Annotated in this window: 16 protein-coding genes and 1 pseudogene; 9 read left to right on the top strand and 8 right to left on the bottom strand. The window is 48.5% G+C overall.

Annotated elements, in window-relative coordinates; all coding sequences use genetic code 11:
- Positions 1-88 precede the first annotated feature (88 nt).
- From torA to A3GA_RS11535, 3 genes are all read right to left on the bottom strand, one after another.
- Complete coding sequence (torA, locus tag A3GA_RS0108525; protein ID WP_018026980.1) at positions 89-2,629, bottom strand: trimethylamine-N-oxide reductase TorA; 2,541 nt, start codon at positions 2,627-2,629, stop codon at positions 89-91.
- A 17-nt stretch (positions 2,630-2,646) separates the two neighbouring features.
- Positions 2,647-3,897 (bottom strand): pentaheme c-type cytochrome TorC, encoded by a 1,251-nt coding sequence (gene torC / locus A3GA_RS0108520; RefSeq protein WP_018026979.1) that lies wholly within the window; start codon positions 3,895-3,897, stop codon positions 2,647-2,649.
- A 139-nt stretch (positions 3,898-4,036) separates the two neighbouring features.
- A complete protein-coding gene (locus A3GA_RS11535) occupies positions 4,037-4,231 on the bottom strand; it encodes a periplasmic nitrate reductase, NapE protein (protein WP_018026978.1) in 195 nt (64 codons plus the stop codon).
- 691 nt (positions 4,232-4,922) lie between these two features.
- Between A3GA_RS11535 and A3GA_RS0108510 the strand changes: the two genes are divergently transcribed.
- Both A3GA_RS0108510 and A3GA_RS0108505 read left to right on the top strand, forming a co-directional pair.
- The gene (locus A3GA_RS0108510; RefSeq protein ID WP_018026977.1) at positions 4,923-5,309 is read left to right on the top strand and encodes a DMT family transporter; all 387 of its coding nucleotides are present in this window, start codon (positions 4,923-4,925) and stop codon (positions 5,307-5,309) included.
- Entirely contained in the window at positions 5,306-5,620 is a 315-nt protein-coding gene (locus A3GA_RS0108505; protein ID WP_018026976.1) for a DMT family transporter, read from the top strand. The genes A3GA_RS0108510 and A3GA_RS0108505 overlap by 4 nt, the downstream gene beginning before the upstream one ends.
- A 132-nt stretch (positions 5,621-5,752) precedes the next feature.
- Here A3GA_RS0108505 and accD read toward each other — a convergent pair whose 3' ends face one another.
- From accD to A3GA_RS0108485, 4 genes are all read right to left on the bottom strand, one after another.
- Positions 5,753-6,625: an acetyl-CoA carboxylase, carboxyltransferase subunit beta gene (accD, locus tag A3GA_RS0108500; RefSeq protein ID WP_018026975.1), complete on the bottom strand. Its 873-nt coding sequence runs from the start codon at positions 6,623-6,625 to the stop codon at positions 5,753-5,755.
- A gap of 5 nt (positions 6,626-6,630) precedes the next feature.
- Entirely contained in the window at positions 6,631-7,464 is an 834-nt protein-coding gene (trpA, locus tag A3GA_RS0108495; RefSeq protein ID WP_018026974.1) for a tryptophan synthase subunit alpha, read from the bottom strand.
- Between the two features lie 12 nt (positions 7,465-7,476).
- Positions 7,477-8,676: a tryptophan synthase subunit beta gene (gene trpB / locus A3GA_RS0108490; protein ID WP_018026973.1), complete on the bottom strand. Its 1,200-nt coding sequence runs from the start codon at positions 8,674-8,676 to the stop codon at positions 7,477-7,479.
- A 72-nt stretch (positions 8,677-8,748) separates the two neighbouring features.
- Complete coding sequence (locus A3GA_RS0108485) at positions 8,749-11,130, bottom strand: RelA/SpoT family protein (RefSeq protein WP_018026972.1); 2,382 nt, start codon at positions 11,128-11,130, stop codon at positions 8,749-8,751.
- A gap of 225 nt (positions 11,131-11,355) precedes the next feature.
- Between A3GA_RS0108485 and A3GA_RS0108480 the strand changes: the two genes are divergently transcribed.
- On the top strand, positions 11,356-11,877 hold the full coding sequence (locus A3GA_RS0108480; protein WP_018026971.1) for an NAD(P)H-dependent oxidoreductase: 522 nt from the start codon (positions 11,356-11,358) through the stop codon (positions 11,875-11,877).
- 4 nt (positions 11,878-11,881) lie between these two features.
- On the opposite strand, the gene pncB is transcribed toward A3GA_RS0108480, so the two are convergent.
- Entirely contained in the window at positions 11,882-13,093 is a 1,212-nt protein-coding gene (gene pncB / locus A3GA_RS11530; protein WP_018026970.1) for a nicotinate phosphoribosyltransferase, read from the bottom strand.
- Between the two features lie 144 nt (positions 13,094-13,237).
- Between pncB and fdxA the strand changes: the two genes are divergently transcribed.
- From fdxA to A3GA_RS0108445, 6 genes and pseudogenes are all read left to right on the top strand, one after another.
- Positions 13,238-13,561, top strand: a complete 324-nt coding sequence (gene fdxA / locus A3GA_RS0108470) for a ferredoxin FdxA (protein ID WP_026156897.1) — start codon at positions 13,238-13,240, stop codon at positions 13,559-13,561.
- A gap of 10 nt (positions 13,562-13,571) precedes the next feature.
- Positions 13,572-14,366, top strand: coding sequence for a ferredoxin--NADP reductase (locus A3GA_RS0108465; RefSeq protein ID WP_018026968.1), 795 nt, complete (start codon positions 13,572-13,574; stop codon positions 14,364-14,366).
- 70 nt (positions 14,367-14,436) lie between these two features.
- Positions 14,437-15,657 (top strand): annotated as a pseudogene (locus A3GA_RS11525) (polyhydroxyalkanoate depolymerase); the annotation flags it as partial.
- Between the two features lie 643 nt (positions 15,658-16,300).
- Positions 16,301-16,972: an electron transport complex subunit RsxB gene (rsxB, locus tag A3GA_RS0108455; RefSeq protein WP_018026966.1), complete on the top strand. Its 672-nt coding sequence runs from the start codon at positions 16,301-16,303 to the stop codon at positions 16,970-16,972.
- Positions 16,972-17,676, top strand: coding sequence for an endonuclease III (gene nth / locus A3GA_RS0108450; protein ID WP_018026965.1), 705 nt, complete (start codon positions 16,972-16,974; stop codon positions 17,674-17,676). Before rsxB ends, nth begins: the two co-directional genes overlap by 1 nt.
- A complete protein-coding gene (locus tag A3GA_RS0108445) occupies positions 17,677-18,852 on the top strand; it encodes a metallophosphoesterase (protein ID WP_018026964.1) in 1,176 nt (391 codons plus the stop codon). It abuts the gene before it with no gap.
- Positions 18,853-18,866: the final 14 nt, after the last annotated feature.

Below are 18,866 nucleotides of genomic sequence, written 5' to 3'. Positions count from 1 at the left end.
CCTTTTAGTAATTAAGTACTAATAGCGAAAGGCTTGACCTGTAAGGCTCCTGACGACGCAGGAGCCATTACACGCCCTAAGACAAGGCTTAAAGCGCTTTCTCCTCTTCCGGCTCCGGCTGTCGCTCCACTGGGTTACCATGGATATCGACCTCAATCGGACCACCGAAAGAAGTGACTGGCGGCGCTTCGCCACGGAAAAACTCCACTTCCACCAAGCAAGTATTGGCACTTGGTCCCTGCGCTAACTGCGAGGTACCAATATCCAGGGTCAAGGTATTCGGGTCACCGTAGGTATCCAAGGCGCCGATTTCTGGCCCTGTCGGACCATACCATGCCCCCTCTTGAATGCGTACAATACCCTTAGGGAAGTTAGGCGACACCACCAAACCGGCGAGCAATTGGCCGCGGTCATTAAATACCCGTACTAAATCACCAGACTTAAGACCGCGCGCCATCGCATCTTCGGGTCCCATATAGATTGGCTCTCGACCTTGCACCGTATAGACGGCACGACGAGTTTCGGATTCATTCGTTTGCGAGTGCAAGCGCGTATCCGGGTGCACCGACTGTAACCATAAAGGATACTTGTCAGAACCAGGTCCCCCATGCGAACGCTCGATCTTCTCCATCCAAATCGGATGGCCCGGGCAATCCTCGTAACCGTAGCTCGCAATACGACGACTAAAAATTTCAATGTAGCCAGACGGTGTCCCTAAGGCATTCACCTCTGGATCCTCGCGGAAGGCGGCATGACGTACCCAATTCGGCCCTTCTGGAAACAGCACATAGCCGGTTTCCCAAAACTCCTCAAACGGCGGCATCGGGATATCTTTGCGCATATTTTCTGCACGACACTCATCGTACAAGAAACGCACCCATTGCATCTCGTCCATATTGCGACTGTATTCGATATCGCGATTCATACGACGGGCAAAATCACGCCAAATATCAAAGTCGGAACGGGAGTGATACAAAGGATCGACTAATTTATGCATCGCAATAATCCCACGGTTCGAGTAGGAACCATAAGCATCTAAGTCATTGCGCTCATAGGGGGTACACGCCGGCAACACAATATCGGCAAAACGACATGTAGCGGTCCAGTTATAGTCTACTGATAGTACTGTCTCCAGCTCTAAATACGCCCGCTTCATGCGGTTACGATCCTGGTGACGGTGCCACTGGTTACTACCGGAGAAAACGGCCATTTTATAAGGTGGTAAGGTCACCTCATTGCCATTAAAGTTGATCTTTTTACCAGGCTCCAACAAGGCATCAACTACTCGAGCAACTGGAATCACTGAACTATAACCCTTATAGTCGGTGCTATTATGCTTTGGCGTACGTCCGGTATCCAAGTTTAAGGGGAAGCTACCCGGCATTGAGGCACCGGAGGAGTTAACCCCCACCGAGCTATAGTGGTGTGAGTAACTAATACCGCCACCCGGCAAACCAAACTGACCCAGCATGGTGGCAATAATCGCCCCCATCCAATATGGTTGCTCACCATGCTGTTGACGCTGAATAGCCCAACCAAACATCAATTGCGTGCGACTACCGGCCATTAAACGTGCTAATTCACGGATGCGTTCAGCCGGCACACCACAAATCGCTTCAGCCCACTCTGGCGTCTTTTCAACCATATCAATGGTTTTACCCATCAGATACGGTGTAAAGTCGTCAAAGCCCATAGCGTAATCATCAATAAACTGACGGTCATACAGCTCTTCGGTATAGAGGGTATGCGCAATCGCCAACATCAAGGCCACATCTGTCATTGGATTAACATAGAGCTGCTCACACTCAAGGTAATTTTGCGTTTTACTCTTGACCGGATCAACCGTGATCACCTTGATCTTGCCCTCGGCAATACGTGCTTTGAGCCTTTCAAGATAGGCAAAGGCCTCGTGTGTTTCGGTATTCCAACCGACTTGCAAATTCTTCACCGGGTCACTAGCCCAGAAAATCAAGGTCTCCGTTTCTTCTAAGATAATATCCCAGGAGGTACCCTGAGAATAAACCTCGGTCGAACCTAAAATATAGGGCATAATCATCTGCCCAGCCCCAGTAGAATAGTCACCTGCGGTACCAACACCATGACCATGCATACCCACCGCACGCAACATGTGGTTACCACAGCTATGTACCTGACCTACCGAACGCCAACCGACGTTAGCAATGTGTAAAGCCCACGGACCGTATTGGGTTTGAATGCGCTCTAGCTCTTCGTACAACAGATCCAGCGCCTCATCCCAACTGACGCGAATAAAACGATTATCACCACGTTGACTACGATCGCTATGTTGACGCTTACGATACCAATCCAAGCGCACCATAGGATAACGCACACGCGAGGCACTATAAATCACATCCATGGTGCCATCTAAAATAGGCGTCGGGTGCTTATCAAACTCAAAAGGCTTAATTTCAACCACACGGTCAGCTACCACACGGGCGCGGAAAGCCCCCCAGTGAGCACCAGAAAAGCGCCAACGACCCAACTTGGCATCAGGCATGGTCGTGCTTTCTTGTGCCTTAACAATGGAAGAACCGAGTAAAAAACTAGGCACTGAAGCCACACCCGCAGTGGCTGCCAACCCCTTAATAAATTGACGACGTGTAAACATAAAAATCCTCCTAAACCCTATGGACGCGCAGATTGAATCGTACCCTCAAGCGCTGATTGACTCGCGGTAGCAAAGTCAGAAGAATTCAGCTGTAAGTACTTAAGCACCACGTCGGCTGTCTCACTATCCATATTGGTGAAACCCACCATACCGGCAAATAGGCCCGGCCATTGGTTCGCATCATGCGACGCAGGTTGAGGCTGGCGGTGACACACACTACATGCGCTGTCATAACTATGACGTGCGATATCCCAAATTGGCTCCACACTGTTTAACAAGGTACCGGGCTCAATCCAAACACTCGCACTGACTTTTTGCCATTCCAAGCCAGTCATTTCATCCATGCGTGACTCAAGTACCTCAATAAAATCTGAATCCTTGAGAACATCACGATTTAAAATGGCATTGGTCACGTTCATACCGAAGCTGTTATACCAAACACGCGCTAGCCCCTTGTTTTTACGCCACAAATCCAATTCAACTTCTAAAGCACCATCAACGTTCTGTAAGATTTTGACAGGCGTACTGACTTCAATAGAACCGATTTCCTTAGTTAAGGTCTGATCTGCGTAGATTTTTTGTGGTACCACGGAAACATAATGACCGCCCGCTTTGACCGACACATGGCTGGCTTCAGATAACAAGGAGTCAAAGGCGGGGTTACCTGCACCCTTGATCTCAGGCAATTCGTGCGCAATACCACGGTGACAATCAACGCAGCTGGCATTACGCTCTGCTGCACTACGCATCATCATTTGCGAAGTAACCTTCATCTTGTCAAAGTCCATACTGTCGTAGTCATGGCAGTTACGACATTCCTTGGAATTATTTGCCTTGAAACGTGCCCATTCACGTTGCGCCAAGACGAGACGGTGCTCTAAAAACTTTTCACGGGTACCGATAGTTCCCACCACGTGGCTCAAGACCTCACGTGAGGCTTGCATTTTACGTGCAACTTTATCCGTGAAGCTATGTGGTACGTGACAATCCATACAGTAGGCACGAACCCCTGTACGATTCTTCCAGTGCACCGTCTTTTGAAGCTCTGGTAATAAGTTATCACCCATCGTATGACAGGAAATACAGAATTCCTCGGTGTTGGTGTAATTCATGCCGGCATTAAAACTGGCCCAAAATCCAATCCCAGCAATAAAACCGCCGGTGACCAACAATCCTAAACCAATGCGACGCGCTGGACGCGTAAACCAGTCGTAAATCCAGCGAAATAGATTCGCGATCGCACGAAATATAGCTTTGATAATTTTCATCGCTAAATTACCCTTAATTATGTGTGCAAAGACAAAGCAGACGAGTCAACCCCTTAACTTTGAGCCCATCTACTCTCAATAGAAAACCGCCGCCTATGCTCTCCACAAGCGTCATTAACACGGCGATAAAAACTCCTGCTTATGGTCCAGGCGGCCCCCAAAACAGCATTTGCCCGAACCAAACCGCAAAACCATAAGCACAGATGAGGAGCAAGGTAAAAATAGGCAATACGATAAAGCCCATTAATAAGAAGCGCTTCCACTCTGACACTTTTTTGCCGTCTGATTGAAGCGTCTTTTGATCCTGGATATTGGTAGATTGAGTTTGACTCATAGCGGACTCCAAAAAACTTCAAACAACAACGAAAAGTAGGCTAACAGAAAAATCACAATAACACAAAGGTGTTTATAGTGTAAGCAAATCAAATGACGCAATGAAGTCAATAAATACAACAATGGACTTAAGATTGGCGCTACATAATTTTGTGTCGAAAACCATCGCTAATCGTTCTAATACATCACAATGGCAGATTTTTGTAAAGAGAAATACTGCGTGACAATTAAAAGACTAGGGCTAACCCTAACAATTGTATTCTAAACCCTAGACTCACTGTCAAACGTTGAGCAAAATCAATGAATACACCAGTTTAGAGAGGCCGTATGTGCGCTAGTGTTAAGTTAAGGGAGTGCTTATTGTTTTCAGAAATCATCGATGTAGCAGCGACATCCTTCTTTGAATAGAATCCATGCTATAATTGCCACCACGAATGGTTCCTGAAACTTTTTTATGTCTTTTTTAAGCATCGTTCCTCAATTCTCTACACCCTTTCTTCAACATCACCATTTCTACGAAATCGGCTGGCGCGGCGGCCGATAGCGTCAATTCCTTCCTCTTAGTTGTCTTCCCTTTGTGTGTTTAATCGTCATTAACACACCATCTAGTTAACAATTCAGACGTATTGCAATTACAAGACGCTTATGGCGTGTACCATCACAGCAAAAAGCGACGTCTAAACGAGGTTCACATGTATTATTGGCTCATGTTATTTCTGGCAATCGTGGCAGAGGTAATTAGTACTATTGGCATGAAGTATGCATCCCTAAGTTCGCCGCTCCTTGGTTACCCCTTGATGGTGGCCATGATTTCATTTTCCTTTTATGCCTTTTCCCGTGCCGTCGTGCGCATTCCACTGGCCGTTTCTTACGCCATTTGGGAGGGCTTGGGCTTAAGCTTAACGACCATGGCGGGTATAATGCTCTTTGGCGAGTACCTTAATCTCAAAGAGATTATTGCCATTGGCTTAATGATGCTAGGACTCATGCTTATCACCTTTGATAGCACAGCGGATGAAAGCGCTAGTAAAGCAAAACCATCAGCAGAACAATCCACAAGCACGGAGGTGGCGCTATGATTATTCCCGCCTCTTTATTATTAGGATCCGTGACGCTCGATCTCCTCGCCAATTATTGCGTTAAACGCTCCAAAGGCTTTAAGAAAAAAGTCTGGGCCGCAGGCAGTATTATCTTTATTATCTTGGCCTTTGTTTTACTGAGTTTTGTCGTACGTTATATTCCTCTGGGCATCGCCTATGCTGTTTGGGGCAGCTTGGGTATTTTAGGTACCGTCGCCATTGATCGCATCCTCTTTAAGTCGCGCTTAGGCAGACAAGGCATCACTGGCGTGGCGATCATTGTGATGGGAATTATTATTCTGCAAATTTAGGGGCTATGGAGGCTGCGGCTGCTGATAAGTCTCTTCCAAGCCAAACGCTTTACCAATCTCCCTGAACAAACTAAAAAGGCCGAGATACACAAGCATCCCGGCCTTTACACTATCCGTACAAAAAATGACGGGCTATTCGCCCACTGCCTGTTCAGACTTTTGGGTTAATAAAGCAATCAGATGGGCAACTGTTTCGCGCATCTCCTTACGATGCACCACCATATCTAAGGCACCCTTTTGCAGCAGGAACTCGGCACGCTGGAAGCCCTCAGGCAATTGCTCACGCACTGTCTGCTCAATCACCCGTGGACCAGCAAAACCCACCAAAGCATTAGGCTCAGCCAGCACCACATCACCCATAAACGCAAAGCTAGCGGACACACCACCCATGGTCGGATCGGTCAGAATGCTGATAAAAGGTAAACCAGCCTCAGACAAACGAGTTAGCATCGCATTAGTCTTGGCCATTTGCATGAGCGAAAACAAGCTCTCCTGCATACGCGCCCCACCGGAGGCACTGACACAGACAAAGGCAGTGCGATTTTCAATCGCATGCTGGACCCCGCGCACAAATAGCTCACCCACCACCGAGCCCATTGAACCGCCCATAAAGCCGAATTCAAAACAAGCAAGGGTTGCCGGCATCCGCATAATGGTGCCACCCACTACCACCAGCGCATCACTTTCCTTGGTGTCTTTAACCGCTTCACTAAGACGCTCGGTATAGCGGCGAGAGTCCTTAAACTTCAGCGGATCGGCGGAGCGTAAATGCTCACCAATCTTTACCCTGCCCTCGGGATCCAATAAAGAATCAATCCGGGCACGGGCATTAAGACGCATATGGTGACCACAATTAGGGCACACATTCAGGGCCTTTTTTAGCTCATCACTATAAAGTGCCGAGTCACAGCTTGGACACTTAACCCAAACACCCTCGGGGACGCGTTTAGTATTTTTATCTTCGCGATTAATTCGCGGGGGTAAAATCTTATCTAACCAACTCATGAATATTACTCTTTTTCAAATGTATCAAGGCCTTGGCGAATATCGGCTAACCAAGCGCCGGCAGCGGCAGCTGCCAACTCGGCATGACGCTCCTCAGCTTGTCCCGCTAGTGCATCCTGTACGGTCGTAATTAACTTACTACCAATCACCACCGCATCTGCCACGGCAGCAATGGCGCGAGCACTGTCAACGTCCTGTATCCCGAAGCCCACACCGACGGGAATATTAACAAAGCGCTTGATATTTTGAACCTTGATTTTAACATCATCCGTATCTAAAGCGCCGGAGCCTGTCACCCCCTTAAGTGACACATAGTATACATAACCCTTGGCAATTTCACCGACCTTTTTAATACGCTCATCCGTAGAGGTCGGTGCGATCAAGAAAATTGGTGCCAACTCAGCTGCTTCAAAATAAGGCGCTACCTCAGCGAACTCCTCAGGTGGATAATCCACGATTAGCACACCATCCACACCAGCCTCTGCTGCCGCTTGCGTAAATTGCTCCCAGCCCATCGCTTCAATCGGATTAGCGTAACCCATAAACACAATAGGCGTATGCTGATTATCCTCACGGAACCGGCGCACCACCTCAATCACTCCCTTAAGCGTCATGCCATTAGCAATCGCCCGCTCGGTGGCTAATTGAATCACCTTACCGTCAGCCATTGGATCGGAAAAAGGCACACCCAATTCAATCACATCCACGCCACTTTTAACCATCGCATGCATCATCGCTAGCGTGGCTTCAGCACTCGGGTCACCGCAAGTAATAAAAGGGATTAATGCCGTGCGCTCACCACAACGTGCAAAAGCCTCATCAATTCGTTTAATAGACATGTATTGCCCCTACTACAACTGGATATTGCCATAGTCGGCAACGGTGTGAATATCCTTGTCGCCACGACCAGATAAATTCACCAAAATGATCTGATTCTGCGCCATTTGCGGTGCGATACGCACCGCATACGCTAATGCGTGCGAAGACTCTAAAGCCGGAATAATGCCCTCAATCGCACAACAATCGTGGAAAGCCTGAATGGCTTCGTCGTCATTAACGATTTCATAACTCGCCAAACCAAGCTCTTTTAATAAGGCATGTTCAGGGCCCACGCCGGGATAGTCTAAACCCGCCGAAATAGAATGGGTGCCTTGTACCTGACCATTCTCATCCTGAATCACCATGGTGCGATTACCATGCAGCACACCAACTTGCCCCGCATTAATCGAGGCTGAATGGAGCTTGGTATCGACCCCCTTACCGCCTGCCTCAACCCCGACTAAGCGCACATGCTCATTACTCAGGTAGGGATGGAAAATACCGATCGCATTCGAACCGCCACCCACAGCCGCTGTCACCACGTCGGGCTGACGACCAGCCGCTTCCTGCATCTGCTCAATCGCTTCACGCCCAATCACGCATTGGAAATCACGCACCATCTCTGGATAAGGCATGGGGCCAGCAACCGTACCGATAATATAGAAAGTATTATCGACATTGGTCACCCAGTCACGCATGGCTTCGTTTAAGGCATCCTTAAGCGTCTTGGAACCGCTATCGACAGGCACCACAGTAGCGCCTAACAGCTTCATGCGGTAGACGTTAAGCGCTTGCCGACGTACATCCTCGGCGCCCATATAGACCACGCATTCTAAGCCATAACGAGCGGCAACGGTAGCGGTAGCGACGCCGTGCTGACCAGCACCAGTCTCAGCGATAATGCGCGTCTTGCCCATACGACGGGCGAGTAAAATCTGACCGATACAATTATTAATCTTATGCGCTCCGGTGTGATTTAAATCCTCACGTTTGAACCAGATTTGCGCACCACCCAAGATCTCTGACCAGCGCTTAGCGTGGTACACGGGGCTAGGACGACCGACAAAATGCTTTAATTCATAATGAAATTCAGCTAGAAAATCGGGATCATCCTTGTATTTAGCATAGGCTTCCTTTAGTTCATCCAAGGCGTGCACTAAGGTCTCGGCCACAAAACGACCGCCAAACCGCCCGAAATGTCCTGATTCATCAGGATAGTTATACTCTCTCAAGAGACCTCCGCAGATTCATCGTATTCATATAAACTCTTGATTTTAACCTAAATTGCCCGAAGATATTTCAGACTAAGAACGATTCACAGAATGCACTTCAGGCATTTCCGCAATGGCATTCACAACCTTAGGCACTTGCTCACCGTCTTTAATCTCAACGGTAAATAATAAATTCACCACCCCTTGACGGCTTTGTGTATTTAAAGCGGCAACATTCATTTTGTGCTTAGCAAAAAGCTCGGTAATATCTCGAATCAAACCAGGACGATCGGAGGCGCTCACGGCGATATTGACCGGGTAAATACGGTCCGCCGTATTACCCCAATCTACCTCAATAATTCGCTCTGGATACTTTAGTTGCAAAGCCTTAAGACTTGGGCAGCCCTCACGGTGAATGGTCACACCACGACCACGGGTAATAAAACCATGAATTTTATCCGGCGGCACAGGATGGCAACAACGTGCTAATTGCGTCAGCAATGAATCCACCCCAACCACTAAGACCCCGTTTTTACTATCACTCTGACTGTGGCTATATTGGAGTCGCGCTAGCACCTCATCATCTGGTCCCACCGCTTCAGGCTCGGTAAAGGCTAAGCCGATATTTCTAAGGCTATACTCATCCTTTGCCACCGCCACAAAGAGATCCTCAGCTTGGCTAAAGCCCAGCTTTTCAGCTAAGTGCTCAAGATTGGTGGCGGTCTTGCCGAGACGCTGCAATTCCTTTTCAACCAATTCCTGACCGCTCACAATGCGTTTTTGCAATTCAATGGCATTAAACCAAAGACGCACTTTGGCACGGGCTCTCGGACTGGCCAGATAAGCCAATTGCGGATTTAACCAATCGCGTGAAGGACCACCTGATTTAGCCGCTATAATCTCCACCGTTTGCCCGGTTTGTAAAGGCGTATTAAGAGACACTAGCTGGCCGTCGACCCTGGCGCCCCGGCAACGGTGCCCTAAATCAGTATGCAAGCGATAGGCAAAGTCAACCGGCGTACTTCCCTCAGGCAACTCAATCACTCGTGCTTGCGGAGTTAGTACATAAATCCGTGCCGGCGCCGCCTCAGGCGCTTCGCTGTCTTTGTCAAGCGTTGCCTTAACTGGCTTGGCCTCTTTACTTTTAGGGGTATCGGTGGTGGCTGCCTTTGCCGTACAGCTAGTGCTTGCCGCAGGCTCAAGCGACAGCACCTCGTCCGTATCACCTGCCGCCAAGACCTGCTCTTGTAACTGCGTGGCCTCTTGTTCAGAAATACCCTCTTCACGACGCCACGACAATAACTGCCGCATCCAAGAAATCTGCCGATCGTAAAGACTAGATGCCGTGGTTTCGCCCCCTTTGGCGCCGGATTCCTTGTAGCGCCAATGTGCTGCCATACCGTATTCGGCAAACTGATGCATTTCGTGGGTGCGAATTTGCACTTCAAAATTACGTCCGCTTTCGTCCTGCACCACCGTATGCAGAGAGCGATAACCATTGGGTTTAGGACGGGCGATATAGTCATCAAACTCATCCATCACCGGGGTCCACAATGAATGCGTCAATGATAATACGGTATAACAATCACGCTCGGTCTCGGTGATAATACGTATCGCCTGTAAATCATAAATCTCCTCGAACGAGAGATTTTTATTGCGCATTTTATTGTAAATACTGTAGATGTGCTTCGCTCGCCCCGTCACTTCAGAATGAATATTAAGCTGCTGCAGATTGGTATTGAGCTTATCAATAAAGCGCTGCACCAATTCCTCACGCTCAGTCCGGCGCACCTCTAATTTATTGGCAATATCACGATAAATTGCCGGCTCTAAAAAACGGAAGGAAAGATCTTCTAGCTCCCATTTAATCTGCCAGATCCCCAAGCGATTAGCTAAGGGAGCATAAATATCACGCGTTTGTTGAGCCAATATCAGTGGACATGGCCGCTTGGAATCACTATACCAACGTAAGGTCTGTAGGCGTGAAGCCAAACGCAAGATGACAATGCGCAAATCACTAGCCAGAGCCAGCAGCATCTTACGCAACATCTCCTGCTGATCCTGCACTTGCTCACTGTCTTTTTTTTCAGCTAGCGTGGCTTGAGCCCCAATACGAATTAAGGTACGAGTGCCTTGGACTAAATTCAGCACCTCTAGCCCAAAAAGCGCCAAAATTTCTTGGCGAATCTCGTGTGCTTGCTTTGGATCCGGCTCGCTCGGCAATGAAGCCAAGATACCGGCAATCATTGAGGTCACATCCATTTGCAACAAGGATAAGGAGTGCAATACGCCTTTGGCATGACGCACACAAGGCTCAGTCGTAAACATGGACTTGCCAGTGAGATGCTTTTCAGCCCACTCAATCGCCAGCCGTAGTTTCGCTGCGTCTTCCTCAGTCAAGTCTTCATAAATAGGGCTTAACCAAGACTCACTAAAATGGTGGTCATCCTCACCTGCAAGCACTTTTTTAATCATGTAGATTACTTAAAAAATGGATCAATGAATGTAGTTTGCTACTGCAAGCCATCAGTCTACAATAAGGATTGATAAACTTAGGCTATATACTTATGCACCAGGGTCATTAACCATGGCGGTAGTGCATTACCATGATAACTATTGTACCGCTTACACTCGTTGCAACCGAGATTATTGAAAAGGCTTTGATATTTCATCACACTGCCCCTTAGCATGGAGTTGCCGATGCAAACTAAACATAAAACGCTACTCATTATTTGGCACAGCCGCACGGGCGCCTCCGAACAGGCGGCAAAGGCGGCAGCGGCAGCCGCTGAGGCATTGATTGATGAGTTAGCGAGTATGGATGATACGCCGTACCAAGTGCTCGTAAAAAAGGCGGCTGAGGTGAGCTTGGCGGAGCTACTCAGTGCGCACGCCTATTTATTTTGTGCACCAGAAAATCTCGCTAGCTTAAGCGGTCAAATGAAAGAGTTTTTTGACCATTACTACTATCCACTACTGGGGCAGATCGAGGGGCGCTACTATAGTGCCATTATCGCTGCGGGTACGGATGGCACGGCTGCGCTGAAGCAACTACAACGTATCTGCAGAGGATGGCGCTTAAATGAGGCGGTGCCTGCCATTATCCTAAACACAGCGGCAGCAAGCCAAGCGCAAATCCTAGCGCCCAAGCAACTCGGTGTAGCGCAAGTCGCTCAGGCTGAGGAAATCGGCGCCACCCTGATGGCACTTATCTCAAACTAGGCACTTAACCTGGATCTCTTGCGATGGTGGCAGCCTCATCGGGTGTCGGCATATTAAATACATGCCGTAAATAGGCCAAATAGGCTGGATCATCACACATGGTTTTGCTAGGCTCATCGGAAATTTTAGCCACCGGTTGACCATTGCAACGCACCATCTTCATCACAATCTGTAAGGCCGGCACGCCCATATCATTCGTCAAATTCGTGCCAATACCAAAGGAGGTTTTGCAGCGATCCTTAAAGCGCTCGGCAATTTTCATGGCTAAAGGGATATCCAAACCATCGGAAAAAATTAAGGACTTATTTTTAGGGTCTACACGATGCGATTGATAGTGAGCCAGCATGCGCTCACCCCATTCAAAGGGGTCGCCTGAATCATGCCGCGCTCCGTCAAAGAGCTTACAAAAATAGAGATCAAAATCACGTAAAAACGCATCTAAACCATAAACGTCGGATAAGGCAATCCCTAGGTCACCACGATACTCTCGAGCCCAACGCTCAAAAGCAAATATCTGCGAATCACGTAAGCGCGGTCCCAATGCCTGACACGCCTGCAAATACTCATGCCCCATAGTACCTAAGGGCAAGGTATCATATTCACGCGCCAATAGCACATTGCTGGTACCCACAAAGCATTGACCCATCTGCTCACGCAGGGTTCTGACCACTTCATAATGCCATTCACGAGAAAAACGACGCCGTGTACCGTACTCCGCGACTCGGAAAAACGCCGCTTCTGGGTCAAAGGCATGCACCTGCTCAATTTTACTTTGTAGACGCCGCCGCCCCTCCGCCAAATCCATGCTTGGGTAGTGATTACGAAAATAAACCTCGTTTACAATGGCAAGAACGGGGATCTCAAAAAGGATGGTATGTAACCAAGGTCCCTTTGCCTCAATTGAAATTTCATTAGGTGAGTCGCCCTCGCCGATAAAGAAATGACGCTCGGAGAGTTGGAACAAGCCGAGAAAATCCACAAAATCCGACTTAATAAAGCGTAAACTGCGCAAATAATCTAGCTCATCTTGCTTAAAACGCAGGCTGCATAAATGCCTGACCTCCTCTCGGATCTCATCAATGTAGGGACGTAAATTCACATTGTCGTTACGACACTTGAAACGATACTCTGCATGAGCAGCAGGGAACTGATGTAACACCACCTGCATCATGCTGAATTTATATAAATCCGTGTCCAATAATGAATTAATAATCATTTCATATCCGATAAAAAGCGCAATTATTCAATACATTATCACAGTAAAGGGTTTTCAACACTTCAGTGCTTAGGATTGGTTAAAATAACGTAATTCTAAAGGGTGCACTTTTATCGCCCGATTTTATTTGGAGTTGTCTTCATCATGACACATGTAGTAACTGAAAACTGTATTAAGTGTAAATACACCGACTGTGTGGACGTCTGTCCTGTGGACTGTTTCTTAGAGGGTCCTAACTTCTTAGTGATTGATCCTGATGAGTGCATTGACTGTGCCGTCTGTGTCCCCGAGTGTCCGGCAAATGCAATTTTTGCGGAGGAGGATGTGCCTGAGGATCAAGTCCACTTTATCCAGTTAAACGCTGAGTTGACGCCCTTATTTACCTCCATTACCCGTACCCGTGAGCCCTTGCCTGATGCGGACGAGTGGAACGGGGTTGAGAATAAACTACAATATTTAGAAAGATAATGACATCGCAATGACTGAAGTTTCTGATTTACCTTATACCGTCCAGACTGTTGTAGATAAAAAGATCTGGGTTCCAGGCAAACTTTTCTCAATTAAAACCACACGTAGTCCTGAGTTCAGTTTTAAGCCGGGGCAGTACGCACGCTTAGGTCTAGCCCTGGGTTTAGACGAGGATGAAAAAACACCGCCCGCTGCGGATATGACGTGGCGTGCGTTTTCTATGGTAAATCAGCCGGACGATGAACAGCTTGAATTCTTTGCCACCTTGGTATCCGACGGTCTGTTCAGTCCCAGTCTTTATGAATTAGAAGCCGGTGATACGATTTATATAGACAAATCGGTCTTTGGCTTTTTAACCATTGATCAATTCCCTCAAGGCGGCGATTTATGGTTACTGTCAACAGGCACCGGCTTATCCGCCTTTTTACCCATGCTGAGCGATGAAAAAACATGGCAAAGCTTCGATCGTGTGATTTTATGCCATGGTACTCGTTTTATTAATGAATTTGCTTATACTGACTTGATACAAGATGTCAAGGAGCGATATGGCGATCGTTTTGTTTACTTAGCCATTTCGACGCGCGAAGCACATCAAGACTATCCGCAAAAGCGTCTCACTGACTTAATTGTTAGTGGTGAGTTAGCGGAGCTTGCCGGACATGCGATGGATCCGGAGGTCGCACGCATTATGCTGTGCGGCAATCCAGGCATGACCACTGAAGCGCGTAAGCGCTTGGGCGAGTTAGGATTTAAATCCGGTCGCCGTGGTAATTTAGGCAACTTAGCTGTAGAAAAATACTGGTAGTTCTATCATCATCACCTTCAACTTGCGCTCGTGCTGACGGCTTTTATGGCACACGCTGGAGAGAGCAATCATGCTATACAACATCTATGAAATGAATCGTCTGATGCTGTCGCCTTTGAGCTATGCATCGTCACTAGTAGCAGAAACCTTTACCAACCCTTTCAGCCCCTATTCCTATGTGCCGGGTTCACGTCGCTTTGCTGCACGTTTTGATCTCTTTAACCGGCTTGGCAAGGAGTATGCCAAGCCAGAATGGGGGATTGATGAGGTTGAAATTAACGGTGAAATGGCTAAGGTAAGCATTGAAACCTTGGTTAATAAGCCCTTCTGTAATTTATTGCATTTTAAGCGCAGTGCCTCCAAAGACCCTGGCGGCGATCCTTCTGTGCTAATTGTGGCGCCTTACTCAGGCCATCATGCGACCTTGTTGCGCGACACCGTACGCCGTATGTTGACTGATTTTGATGTGTATGTGACTGATTGGTTGGATGCACGTACGGTACCAGTCAACCAAGGGGCCTTTGACCTTGACGAGTATGTGTACTATTTAATCTCTTTCTTACACTCCATCAATAAGCGTGTACACGTGATGGCGGTGTGTCAGCCAGCCGTGCCAGTGATGGGTGCGGTTTCCCTCATGTCTCAACAAGATGACCCACTCGTGCCACTCAGCATGATCTTAATGGGTGGACCGATTGATACCCGCGAGTCACCGACGGTTGTCAATAACCTGGCCGACCGCCATTCGCTCGCTTGGTTTGAGACGCAAATGATTCAGCGCGTACCGCCCCGCTACCCCGGTAATGGTCGTTTAGTCTATCCAGGCTTTATGCAGCTGATGGGCTTTATTGCCATGAACCCACGCTTACATTTGAAGTCCTACCACGAGTACTACCTTGATCTAATGCGTGGTAATGAACCCGAAGCAGAAAAGCACCGTACCTTCTATGATGAGTACAATGCCGTGTGTGATTTACCGGCAGAGTTCTACTTACAAACGGTCAAAGTCGTGTTCCAAGATCATGCCTTACCTAACGGCACTTGGTATGTAGGTCATCATTTAATCGATCCTAGCAGCATCAAAGCAACCGCCTTATTGACGGTTGAAGGTGAGCTGGATGATATTACTGGCATCGGTCAAACCAGTGCGGCCCTTGAACTGACGCCTAATATCCCAGCAGATAAGAAAAAGGCCTTTGTGGCTGAGGGCAGCGGTCATTACGGTATTTTCTCCGGTAGCCGTTGGCGTAATCATATTTTCCCTGTGGTTGCAGACTTTATTCATGAGGCTCAAATTGATGAAGAGGAGCAGCTGTTGGCACGCCTCAGAGCTGAAGTAGAAATCGCCATTCGCCGAGAAAATGAGGCCAAAGCGCGTGCAGCTGCCCGCCAAGCGGCTCGGGCAGCAAGCAAGGCTGCCAAAGAAGCAGAGCAAGCTAAAGTGCGAGAGCGCGAAGAGGCCATTGAAAAAGCCAAGCAAGAGGCGCTTGAAGCAGCCGAGGCCGAAGCTAAGTTATTAGCAGCCGCCGAGGTCAAGAAAAAAGCAGAGGCAGAGGCTGCGGCGAAAGCTGAGGCTGAAGCAAAGGCTGCTGCCGAAGCAAAAGCACGCCAAGCGGCTGAGGCGCGCGCCCGTGCTGACGCTGCGAAGAAAGCCACTGCCACAGCGAAAGCAACGGCCGAGGCGGCAACGAAAGCAAGCAGCTCCAACACCCCGACCGCTAAACAAGGCAGTCTCGAGGGTGTAGAGCAAAGTGCCAAAGCGCCTGCCCCAGCACAAGCTGCGCCAAGCACGGCGGTCACGCCTCCGGCTGAAGCTCAACGCTCCACCCAAGCGTCTACTACGGCCACCAAGGCAGCAACAAAGACAAGTCCAGCAGCTGCTAATAAAGCCGCCCCTAAAAACGCACAATCATGAGGCAAAACAAGCTAAAGCAATGAATCCATTAGTCGCACAAATTCATTCTGTTTTACCTCAAACCCAATGCACCAAGTGCGGTTATGACGGTTGCCTCCCCTATGCGACAGCCATTGCAGAGGGCGAGGCAATTAACCGCTGCCCGCCAGGGGGTGAAGCCGGCATTGCTGCACTAGCCGCACTCTTGTCTCGCCCTACGCTACCTCTAAATACGGAGGAATGCGGCGAACATGTGCCATTGCAACTAGCACGGATTGAGGAACGTCATTGCATCGGCTGTACCCTCTGTATCCAGGCCTGTCCAGTCGATGCCATTGTTGGTGCGAATAAATACATGCATACGATTATGGCTTCACGCTGTACCGGCTGTGAACTCTGTGTTGCCCCCTGTCCTGTCGACTGTATTAGCATGGTGCCGGCTCAGCGCCAATGGACCCAGGACGATGCAAGCGCCGCTTGGCAACATTACCAAGCACGAGAGGCGCGCCTTGAAAAAGAAGCCGCTGCAGAGCAACAGCGCTTAGCCACCGCCGCTGCACGCAGTCTAAATCAAAGTCGCCCTGCCCAACTCGCTAACACCGTCAGCAAGACAGATGAGCGTACTGACCCCAAGCAAGCTGCCATTGCCGCTGCCCTAGCTAAAGCACGGGCACGCCGTAACGCAATTGCTACTTCAAACGATAAGAACTGATGAATAAACAAAAACGTCAAGCAATTTTTGAGCGTTTTCGTGCTGCCAATCCTAAACCCACCACTGAGTTGGTATTCCACAATAATTTTCAATTATTAATTGCGGTATTACTATCAGCACAAGCCACCGACGTCTCGGTTAATAAGGCGATGGAACCAGTATTCCTTACCGTCAAAACCCCACAAGACCTATTGGATATGGGCCTAGAGCGCTTTACTGAAGCCATTAAAAGCATTGGACTCTACAAAACTAAAGCGAAAAATGCCCTAGCCACCGCCAAGATTCTAGTTGAGCAATATGGCAGTGAAGTACCTAATGATCGTGCTGCCCTTGAGTCCTTGCCGGGCGTAGGTCGTAAAACCGCCAATGTGGTGCTTAATACGGCCTTTTCCGAGATTGCAATGGCGGTGGACACGCATATTTTCAGAGTTTCCAACCGTACAGGCATTGCCAAAGGCAAAAACGTATTGGAAGTGGAGCAACGCTTACTGCGCCTGGTACCTAAGGAGTTTTTATTGGATGCGCATCATTGGTTAATTTTACATGGCCGCTACGTTTGTACGGCACGCTCACCCAAATGTTGGCAATGTGGGATTAGTGATCTGTGCGAGTTCAAAGACAAGCTACCACACCCCGCTGTCCGCAAAAGCGCCGCTAAAAAAGCAATTAGCAAAGCAGCAAAGCAATCTATCAAAAGGATGTAAATGTTAATTCACCTCGTTGGTCTACTGCTTTTTATTTATATTTATATACGTCTGATACGCCCACTGCCGCTACGTTGGTGGTTTAAGCTGAGCTATGCGGGCATCGTACTGCTTGCGTCTCAGATTCACCTTATCCAAAAACTGCTCCCCGGCGGCTTAGCGGCGCCAGAGTTACCCGCTTGGATCGTCATGACCATGGGTTGGACCTATGCTTCCATGATGGTGTTGGCCATTGCCTTACTGTTGCGCGACACCCTGCTGGCTTTAAGCTATACCCTCGATAAAGGTGAGCGAGTGCGACGTGCACTCTTATCACCGCTCAACAGCAGCTTTATGTTGATGTTTTCAACCTTTGTGTGTGCTGTCGGTGTGTGGCGTGCGGTGAGTTTTCCCAATGTCACCCATCTGGAATTAGAGTTTGATAAACTGCCCCCCGCCTTTGATGGTTATCAGGTGGTGCATCTCACCGATCTCCATGCCAGTCGCTTACTGCCGGAATCATGGCTTGAGGAAACACTGAGAATCGCCATGCGTGAGAATCCTGACTTAATCCTAATCACTGGTGATTTAATTGACGGTACCCCGCAACACCGTCACCGCGATATTCGCCCCTTTAAGAGCATCACTGCCAAAGATGGGGTGTGGATCTCCTTAGGCAATCATGAGTATTATTCAGGCCTAGACGAATGGCTAACAACCTTTAAAGAAGAGCTGTTTTTACCGGTATTAATCAATGAAAATGTGCGCATTGTCCGTGGCAGTGATGAAATAGTGCTTGCCGCCATTACGGATCCGGTGGCCAAGCGCTTTGGCAAAGAGATGCCGGATATTGATAAAGCCCTTAAGGGGACTAGTGCTGAGGATATGATTATTCTCATGAGTCATCGCCCCGCTGACGCCAAGCGCCATGCCGCTAAAGGCGTGAGTCTACAGCTCTCAGGGCATACCCATGGCGGCCAACTACTGGGGCTGAATCTAGTCACTAAAATGGCGAATCAAGGCTATTTGATGGGGCTTTATCACATTGGCGATATGTACCTCTACCTTAGTCGAGGGGCAGGCTTATGGGGCGGCTTACCCGTGCGTATTGGGGTAGAATCAGAAATCGTCTCCATCACCCTACGTTCCAAAAAAGCAAAGGCAGAAAGTCAACAACCCTCTGCCTCTACTAAGTAACGCAACAATACCGT

The organism is Oligella urethralis DSM 7531 (assembly GCF_000372065.1).
In the GTDB taxonomy this organism is placed as follows: Bacteria; Pseudomonadota; Gammaproteobacteria; order Burkholderiales; family Burkholderiaceae_B; genus Oligella; species Oligella urethralis.
Note: the sequence above shows the minus strand (reverse complement) of the source record. Positions and strands in the feature narration are given on the sequence as shown.